This is a genomic window from Variovorax sp. 20P10.2.4 (assembly GCF_058244205.1).
Window position 1 is genome coordinate 1 of sequence record NZ_JBZAYE010000578.1, and the last position, 4,650, is coordinate 4,650.

Sequence of the window (4,650 nt, forward strand, 5' to 3'; positions counted from 1 at the left end):
ACAGCGGCACCCTGACCCTGCTGTCGACCAGCGAGCCGACCGCGCTCGTCACCATCGGCAATGTCGCCACGCCGATCCTCAGCGTCAGCGCCAAGGTCACCGAGGGCCTGCTCAAGTACGACTACGACGTCAATCCGCAGCCGCAGCTCGCGACCAAGTGGGTCATCAGCCCCGACGGCCTGACCTACACCTTCACGCTGCGCCAGGGCGTGAAGTGGCACGACGGCAAGGACTTCACCTCGGCCGACGTCGCCTACTCGATCGAGCTGCTGAAGAAGATCCATCCGCGCGGCCGCAACACTTTTGCCAACCTCACGGCCATCGACACGCCCGACAAGTACACCGCGATCCTGCGGCTGTCGAAGCCCGCGCCCTACCTGATCCGCGCGCTGGTCGCGACCGAGACGCCGATCGTGCCCAAGCACGTCTACGAGGGCACCGACCCCGCGAACAACCCGAACAACAACGCGCCGATCGGCACCGGCCCGTTCAGGTTCAAGGAGTGGGTGCGCGGCAGCCACATCGTGTACGAGCGCAATCCCGAGTACTGGGACAAGCCCAAGCCCTTCATCGACCAGCTGATCGTGCGCTTCGTGACCGACCCGGCGGCAGCCGCCGTGGCCTTCGAGACCGGCACCGTCGACCTCGGCTACCGCACGCCGGTGCCGCTGGCCGATCTCGAGCGGCTCAAGAAGGTGCCCGCGCTGCGCTTCGAGACCAAGGGCAACAGCTACTCGTCGAACGTGACCCGGCTCGAGTTCAACCTCGACAACGAGTACTTCAAGAACGAGAAGGTGCGCCAGGCCGTGGCCCATGCCGTCGACCGCGGCGTGATCGTGAAGGTGGTGAACTACGGCTACGGCCAGGTCAGCTATTCGCCGATCGCGCCCGGCCTCAAGGCCTTCCACGATCCCGCGCCCTCGCCCTATGCCTTCGACCTCAAGAAGGCCAACGCCCTGCTCGACGAGGCCGGCTATCCGCGCAAGGCCGGCGGCGTGCGCTTCAGCGTGCCGCTGGACTTCAACCCGATCGGCGCCGACGGTCCGCGCCTGGCCGACTACCTGCGCTCGACCCTGGCGCGCATCGGCATCGCGGTGACGGTGCGTGCACAGGACCCGAGCGCCTTCATCAAGCGCATCTACACGGACCGCGATTTCGCGTTCACGCACAACGGGGCGAGCAACCTGTTCGATCCGACCGTGGGGGTGCAGCGGCTTTACTGGTCGAAGAACTTCATCAAGGGGGTGCCGTTCTCGAATGGCACGCACTATCAGAGTCCTGTGGTGGACAAGCTGCTCGAGGATGCGGCGGTGGAGAACGATCCTGCGCGGCGGTTGAAGCTGTTCAGGGAGTTTCAGGAGACGGTGGCGCGGGATGTGCCGGATTTGAATCTCTATCAGCCGGTGTTCATCACCATTGCTAATCAGCGGGTGCATGACCATTCGTTGACTGCGGATGGGGTGGAGTCGAATTTGGCGGATGTCTACGTTGATGAGGCTAAGAAATAGTTCTTTTTTTTTAGGCTGTTGGCCGGGTCTCGCCCCGGCGGGCGAGTCACTTTCTTTTGCTTCGCCAAAAGAAAGTAACCAAAGAAAAGGCGACCCCACTGTCTGTGTCCCTCCGCTTCGCTACGGGCAACCTGCGGTGCTCGGCTACGGCGGGGGTCCGCAGAACTCGCTCCACTGCGTTCCGCTCAGACAGCTGCGGCCCTTATCCCGCCTACGCCTGCGCTCCTCGGCACAGCCAGAGGGGATCAGGGTCAACGCGCCGTGGCGCGTCCTTGTGTGGGGTGTGCGTATGCGTAGGCCCTGGATCTTTCACTGAGGCCGAGCGAAGCGAAGGCCCGTTGGATCTGCCGGGCCGAGCGCAGCGATGGCCCGAACTACTCCCCTCTGGCTGCGCCGAGGAGCGCAGCGTTTCGCGGATAAGGGCTCGCAGCTGTTTGAGCGAAGCGAGTTCTGCGAGACCCCGCGAAACGCGAGCACCGCAGGTTGCCCGTAGCGAAGCGAAGGGTCGCAGACAGTGGGGTCGCCTTTCTTTGCTTACTTTCTTTGGCGAGACAAAGAAAGTGAGCCGCCCGCCGGGGCGGGACCCGGCCGACAGCCTAAGGAAAGACAACGCACCCCAAGAAACTAAGCAGCCTTCCTCTGCTCCGCCCCCGGCACAGCCGCAATCAAACTCCGCGTATACGCATGCTGCGGCCGATCCCAAATATCCTGATACCCCCCCGTCTCCACGATCTTCCCCTTGTTCATCACCATCACCCGATCCGCGATATACCGCACCACCGACAGATCGTGCGAGATGAACATGTAGGAGAGCCCGAAGTCCTCCTTCAGCTCCACCAGCAGGTTCAGGATCTGCGCCTGCACCGACACGTCGAGCGCCGACACCGGTTCGTCGAGCACCACCAGCGACGGCCGCAGCACGAGAGCGCGCGCGATGCCGATACGCTGTCGCTGCCCGCCCGAGAACTCGTTGGGAAAGCGTCGTGCCGCGTCGGCCGGCAGGCCCACGCGTTCGAGGATGGCGGCGATGCGGTTGCGGCGCTCAGCGCGGTCGTCCACGCCGTGCACCTTGAGCACCGACTCGAGGATGTCGAACACGCTGCGCCGCGGGTTCAGCGACGCATAGGGGTCCTGGAACACCATCTGCACGCGCCGCCGCCAGGGCTTGAGTGCTTTCTCGGACAGCGAGGCGATGTCGGTGCCGTCGAACACGATGCGCCCGCCCGCCGGGTCCACCAGCCGCAACAGCGTGCGCGAGAGCGTGGACTTGCCGCAGCCCGATTCGCCGACCAGGCCCACGGTCTCGCCCGCGCGGATGTCGAAGGACACGCCGTCAACCGCATGCAGCACGCCGCCGCCGCGCGTCGGGTAGTCGGTGCGCAGGTCCTGTACCGACAGCAGCGGCTCGCCGGCCGCGGCGCGCACGGGCAAGGCACGCACCTTCGTGTTCGGCTGCGGCACGTGCAGCGCGAAGTCGCGCACGCCGGTGACGGGGTCGAGCCGGGTCTGGATCTCGGCCAGGCGCGCATCCGCGTAGTGCAACGCGCTGCCGGCATGCAGCGAGGCGCCGAGCAGGCCGCGGGTGTAGGCATGCGACGGGGCGGCGAAGAGCTTCGAGGTCGGCGCCTCCTCGACCTTCTCGCCGCCGTACATCACTGCCACGCGGTCGGCCCACTGGGCCACCAGGCCCAGGTCGTGGGTGATCAGCAGCAGCGCCATGTCGAGCTCGCGGCGCAGGCCGTCGAGCAGCTCGAGGATCTGCGCCTGGATGGTCACGTCGAGCGCGGTGGTCGGCTCGTCGGCCACCAGCAGGCGCGGCTTGCAGGCCACGGCCATCGCGATCATCACGCGCTGGCGCTGGCCGCCCGAGAGGTTGTGCGGATGGTCGTCGATGCGCCGCTGCGGCTCGGGGATGCGAACCAGGTCGAGCAGCTCGATGGCGCGCCGACGCGCCGCGGCGGCCGAGAGCTTCTCGTGGCGGCGCAGCGTCTCCTCGATCTGCGCGCCGATGGTGTGTACCGGGTTCAGCGAGGTCATCGGCTCCTGGAAGATCATCGCGATCTCGCGCCCGCGCACCTCGCGCAGCGCGGCCGGCGACAGCGCGAGGATGTCGCGCCCGTCGAAATGGATGCTGCCGCGCAGCGCGGTGCCGGGCGCGAGCAGGCGCAGCAGCGCCAGCGCGGTGGTCGACTTGCCGCAGCCCGATTCGCCGACCAGCGCCAGCGTCTCGCCGCGCTGCAAGGTCAGGTCCAGCCCGCGCACGGCCTGGATCGGGCCGTTCGAGCCATGGAAGAAGACATCCAGGCCGCGCACGTCCAGCAGCGGCGGCGCGATCGTCACGGGTTCGAGCGTCATCTCAACGGCCCCTCAAACGCGGGTTGAAGGCATCGTTGAGGCCGTCGCCCACGAGGTTGAGCGCCAGCACGGTGAAGACGATGGCCGCGCCCGGCAGCGCCGTGAGGTACCAGGCGGTGCGCAGCAGCTCGCGGCCCTGGCCGATCATGCTGCCCCACGACACCGCATTGGGGTCGCCCATGCCGAGGAAGGACAGCGCCGACTCGATCAGGATCGCGCTGGCCACCAGCACCGAGGTGGTGACGATGACCGGCGGCAGCGCGTTCGGCAGCATCTCCTGGAAGATGATGCGCGCATGGCCGAAGCCCTGGCTGCGCGCGGCGAGCACGAACTCGGTCTCGCGCAGCGCGCGGAACTCGGCGCGCACCAGCCGCGCGATCACGGGCCAGGAGGCCAGGCCGATCGCGAACACGATCACCGGCACCGAGGGCTGGCCGATCGCCACCACCACGATCACGAACAGGAACGAGGGCATGGTCTGGAACAGCTCGGTGATGCGCACCAGAACGTCGTCGACCCGGCCGCCGAAGTAGCCCGCGGTGGCGCCCACGAGGATGCCGATCGCGAGGCTCAGCACGGCCGCGACCACGCCCACCGCGAGCGAGATGCGCGCGCCGTGCGCGATGCCGGCGGCCACATCGCGCCCGAGCGAATCGCTGCCCAGCGGATAGGCCGCGTCCTGGCCGGGCCACAGCAGCGGCTGCGCGACCATGTCGAGCGGATCGCCCGGATAGAGCAGCGGCGCGAGCAGGGCCAGCACCAGCATGGCCAGCAGCAGCACCACGCC

3 protein-coding genes are annotated in these 4,650 nt (G+C 67.5%); 1 reads left to right on the forward strand and 2 read right to left on the reverse strand.

Going from position 1 to position 4,650, the window contains the following annotated elements; all coding sequences use genetic code 11:
- Window positions 1–1,508, forward strand: a 1,508-nt coding sequence (locus AC27VN_RS33375; protein ID WP_490879335.1) for an ABC transporter substrate-binding protein, incomplete at its 5' end; no start/stop codon positions are given.
- 624 nt (window positions 1,509–2,132) lie between these two features.
- On the opposite strand, the gene AC27VN_RS33380 is transcribed toward AC27VN_RS33375, so the two are convergent.
- Both AC27VN_RS33380 and AC27VN_RS33385 read right to left on the reverse strand, forming a co-directional pair.
- The gene (locus tag AC27VN_RS33380; protein ID WP_490879336.1) at window positions 2,133–3,863 is read right to left on the reverse strand and encodes an ABC transporter ATP-binding protein; all 1,731 of its coding nucleotides are present in this window, start codon (window positions 3,861–3,863) and stop codon (window positions 2,133–2,135) included.
- Between the two features lies 1 nt (window position 3,864).
- Window positions 3,865–4,650: ABC transporter permease (locus tag AC27VN_RS33385; protein ID WP_490879337.1), on the reverse strand; the 786-nt coding region annotated here is incomplete at its 5' end.